This is a genomic window from Advenella sp. (assembly GCF_052108595.1).
GTDB lineage: Bacteria > Pseudomonadota > Gammaproteobacteria > Burkholderiales > Burkholderiaceae_B > Advenella.
In genome coordinates, this window is sequence record NZ_JBQEAU010000186.1 from 1 (window position 1) to 3,964 (window position 3,964).

The window sequence follows — 3,964 nt, forward strand, 5'->3', positions numbered from 1 at the left end:
CTGCACAATAGAGATAAAGACGTCTGCCCGCGGATTCGGAAATATCTGGCAGGCTGTTCTGGCGGAGTTTATAGCTCGTCATTCCGTGGGTGGCACGCACATCGCCATTAACGACATGGGCGCAACACCTGCGGTGGTCACACTCAGGCTTGGCCAGGCGATCAGTCAATATGCAGGAGGTTTGCGATGACCACAGAAAATCGATCGGCGCTCTCGTTACGCCATAGTTACTTCGAAGCCACTGCCCGACAGCGTATTTCCTGGATACTGGATGAAGGCAGTTTCCGGGAACTGATGCCCCCGACAGAGAGCTCACCAAGCACGCATCTGGCGGCACTGGATATTCCCGGCGCCTTCGACGATGGGGTGGTCATTGGCCAGGGCGCCCTGGATGAAAAACCGGTATTCATTATTTCTCAGGAAGGCCAGTTCATGGGTGGATCTGTTGGCGAAATCCATGGCGCCAAAATTGTTGGTCTGCTGCGCCGCGCCATACGCGATAAACCCGCTGCGGTCCTGTTTCTGGTCGACTCGGGCGGTGTCCGGTTACACGAAGCCAATGCCGGATTGATCGCCATTTCAGAAATCATGCGCGCCATATTGGATACGCGTGCCGCTGGCATACCGGTAGTGGCACTGGTGGGAGGCAGCTGCGGCGCGTTCGGCGGCATGGGCATTGTGACCTGCCTTTGCTCTGCGATTGTCATGTCCGAAGAAGGCCGTCTTGCCCTGTCCGGGCCCGAAGTCATCGAAACCGTGGCCGGTGTTGAGGAATTCGATTCCCGTGATCGGGCGCTGGTGTGGCGCGTGACTGGTGGCAAGCACCGTTATCTGATGAACGATTGCGCCGCTCTGGTAGAAGACGATCCGTTTGCATTCCGGGATGCTGCCAGACAGCTGCTTGCAGATAATCCATTTACGCCACCTGATCTGGCAACGCAGAAACAGCAGCAGTCGCGCCTGCTGGCTCGATTGGAGAATTTCAAAGGCATGCGCGATGGCCTGCAAGTGTGGCAGGCCCTGGGCATCGAGGCGCCCGCCAACATCCCCATGATGAACTGTGCGGACCTGACCCGACTGCATAAGGAACTTTACACATGACCCTGACAAGCATTCTGGACTCCCTGTTTCCGGCCGGACATCAAGTTCGAATCAATGGGCATCAATTGGCGGGCACCGCAAGCACCGCCGCGGGCGAGGTTGCCGTGCTGGGAACGACCGATGCTGCCGCCATCGACCACGAGATCGCGCTTTACCTGGCACAACAGATATTGGCTACGATCCAGACACATCCGCGCCGACCGCTGATATTTCTTGTCGACACCCAGGGTCAGGCGTTATCGCGTGCCCAAGAGCTGCTTTGCCTCAATGGGAGCCTGGCGCACCTGGCTGCCTGCGTCGACCTGGCCCGACGCCTTGGCCATGTCAGTCTGAGCCTGGTCACAGGCGAGGCGGTCAGCGGCGGCTACTTGTCTTTCGGACTCATGGCCGATCGCGCCTACGCGCTGGACAGTTCGCAAGTTCGGGTCATGGATTTGAAGGCCATGGCGCGCGTGACCAAGATAGATCATGCAAAATTGGTGGAACTGGCAGCCAGCGCGCCCACCTTTGCACCTGGCGCCGATAATTACCAGCGCATGGGTGCAATCGAAGATATATGGCAGGCGCCCTCGGCCTCACTGCTTGACGCTGCGCTTGCTGAATTATTAAAAGCCCAGGCCGGTACAGACCTTCGCATGCTGACAGGCCAGGACAGAACTGGACGGATCCAGGCCGCCAGAATAGTCGATCAGATCCTGGCTGCCTAGGAAATAACGCATGCGCCGCCATGATCTTGCCTATCTGTACCCGGCCGCAGAGTACCGGCTGCTCAGCCCTGTGCAATGCCCTGCCGCTCACGACGCACTGCAGCGCTGGCTGCAGACACAGCGCCCGCTGGTGGTGGCCCGGCAATCTGTGGCGGTCGGTGCTCAGATCCTGTTGGGCCTGACTTTACCACCGGATGCAGAGCCCAGACGAATAAGTGTATCGGTCAATCCCGATGCAGTCAGCGCAATCGCCCCCCCGCTTGCGCTCGCGCATTGCGTAAATACATGCACCGCAGCCGTTGCTGCTCCATTGAAACGTCTGTTGCGGCAATGTGAATCACACGATATTGTGGTCAGTGTGTACGGATCGCTCGCATGGGAAGCGCTAAGCGGGACGACATACCGACACGACCAGTCTGACATTGATCTTGTCTGCGATATTGCCCGTGCGCCACAGCTTGCTTGCTGCATTGAAGCCCTGCAACTGGCCCAGCAGGCGCTGCCCTGCTCTCTGGACGGTGAAATACGCTTTGCCGGTGGCGCGGCGGTCAACTGGAAGGAGCTTTCCCAGGCCTTGTTGCAACCCGCGCAACCGACAACGAGGGTTGTCGTCAAGGAAAATGCCGGCGTCGCATTGCTTAGTCTGACTGAACTGCTATCGCGTTTAAAGGAGCACGAGCATGTATGCTGAATCCGTCAAACCCGAGCAAAGCATTGATCAGGCGTCCCGCGCAACATTGACTCCGGAAAAAATTGGCCGGCGGGCAATTGGCGCGCTATATCGGGAGGTCGCACTTGCACCTAAACCGGGCCTGGTCAGCCCCATGGACAGCGGCAGCCATGCTGACATGAATTTCAGTACCTTTGTGCGAAGCCTTCAGGCGCTGCGAGGGTATTTTCCAGCGATATCTCGCCTGGGCATGCAAACGCCCACTTATGCACAGTTGCAATGTTGCGGCGTGGATGCAGAGCAGCGCATGCTGCGGGCCACCAATGGCGTGAATACTCACCGCGGGGCAATTTTCAACCTGGGGTTGCTGTGTGCAGCAGCTGGTGTTGATATTGCCCTTACCGGTTCGTGCTCGGCCGAATCGGTAAGCCAGCGCGTTGCAGATCTGTGGGGGCCCGCCATTGTGGCCACGGCAAAAACCGTCAGCGATAGTCATGGTGCTGTCGTTCAACGCCGTTACGGCAGTGGCGGCGCGCGCACCGAGGCTGCCGCAGGCTTTCCTTCGGCCATCAGCATCGGCTTGCCTGCCTATCGTACGGCGCTTGCGCAAACCCAGTGCCCGCAACAGGCCGCTGTGCAGTGTTTCTTTGCCCTCATGGCCGAACTTGAAGACACCAATCTGCTTTGGCGAGGCGGCCGCCCGGGCCTGGATTTTGCCCGCGAAGCCGCAACGACATTTCTTGCCCGTGGTGGCGTGCACGCCCCAGACTGGCAACATCAGGCCCGCGCCTTGCATGCCACGTTTGTGGCCCGCCGGCTAAGTCCTGGCGGCTCGGCCGACTTGTTAGGTGTCGTCCTGTTTCTGGAGTCACTCTGATATGCGCCTTGCCATCGTATTCAGCGGTCAGGGACAGCAATCTGCTGAGCACTTTCAAGCACTGCAAGCGATGGTGTCATCAGAGACGGCGGCACAATTGTCGAAACTGCTTCCTGATGTCTGGCAGAACGCTGCGGTCCATTGCGAGGCTCTTGGACAAAACAGGATTGCCCAGCCGTTTATCTTTGCATTTCAATTGCAATGGTGGCACCAATTACAACCGTTGCTGCCCCGGCCGATTTGCGCAGCGGGGTATTCCCTTGGAGAATTGGCAGCCTGCAGCGCAGCGGGCGCCCTCGACATGCAGCAGGGAATCAGTCTGGCAGCACAACGGGCTGCCAGCATGGACGACTGCGTGCAGACACAGGCCGGCCTGATGGCCATCATGGGTTTGCCCCTTAAAGATATCGAAGAGATTACCGCCAACAGCAATACGCATCTGGCCATCATCAATCCAGATCAGCACTATGTCATTGGTGGTTTCGAGCAACACTTGCAGCATGCCGGGCAATTGGCCCACGAGCAAGGCGCCATGCGCGTTGTCGGGCTGTCGGTTCAGACGCCTTCGCATACCGTACTGCTGCAGTCCGCTACACCGGCCTTCGCACG

Annotated in this window: 5 protein-coding genes and 1 pseudogene; all 6 read left to right on the forward strand. The window is 58.7% G+C overall.

The genetic code is table 11. The features are described 5' to 3' along the window. Positions 1-190 (forward strand): annotated as a pseudogene (locus ACTIKR_RS20335) (malonate decarboxylase acyl carrier protein); the annotation flags it as partial. After that, entirely contained in the window at positions 187-1,101 is a 915-nt protein-coding gene (locus ACTIKR_RS20340; protein WP_442328867.1) for a biotin-independent malonate decarboxylase subunit beta, read from the forward strand. The pseudogene ACTIKR_RS20335 and the gene ACTIKR_RS20340, both read left to right, overlap by 4 nt. Further along, positions 1,098-1,808 carry a biotin-independent malonate decarboxylase subunit gamma gene (locus ACTIKR_RS20345; protein ID WP_442328868.1) on the forward strand — a complete coding sequence of 237 codons (711 nt, stop codon included), beginning with the start codon at positions 1,098-1,100 and terminating at the stop codon, positions 1,806-1,808. Before ACTIKR_RS20340 ends, ACTIKR_RS20345 begins: the two co-directional genes overlap by 4 nt. A gap of 10 nt (positions 1,809-1,818) precedes the next feature. Continuing rightward, positions 1,819-2,499, forward strand: coding sequence for a malonate decarboxylase holo-[acyl-carrier-protein] synthase (gene mdcG / locus ACTIKR_RS20350; protein WP_442328869.1), 681 nt, complete (start codon positions 1,819-1,821; stop codon positions 2,497-2,499). Beyond that, a complete protein-coding gene (mdcB, locus tag ACTIKR_RS20355) occupies positions 2,489-3,355 on the forward strand; it encodes a triphosphoribosyl-dephospho-CoA synthase MdcB (RefSeq protein ID WP_193090380.1) in 867 nt (288 codons plus the stop codon). Before mdcG ends, mdcB begins: the two co-directional genes overlap by 11 nt. Before the next feature lies 1 nt (position 3,356). Next, positions 3,357-3,964: hypothetical protein (locus ACTIKR_RS20360; RefSeq protein ID WP_442328870.1), on the forward strand; the 608-nt coding region annotated here is incomplete at its 3' end.

Coding starts and splice junctions, on each gene's coding strand:
- mdcB (WP_193090380.1), top strand. CDS start 2,489: ATGTATGCTGAATCCGTCAAACCCGAGCAAAGCATTGATCAGGCGTCC.
- mdcG (WP_442328869.1), top strand. CDS start 1,819: ATGCGCCGCCATGATCTTGCCTATCTGTACCCGGCCGCAGAGTACCGG.
- ACTIKR_RS20345 (WP_442328868.1), top strand. CDS start 1,098: ATGACCCTGACAAGCATTCTGGACTCCCTGTTTCCGGCCGGACATCAA.
- ACTIKR_RS20340 (WP_442328867.1), top strand. CDS start 187: ATGACCACAGAAAATCGATCGGCGCTCTCGTTACGCCATAGTTACTTC.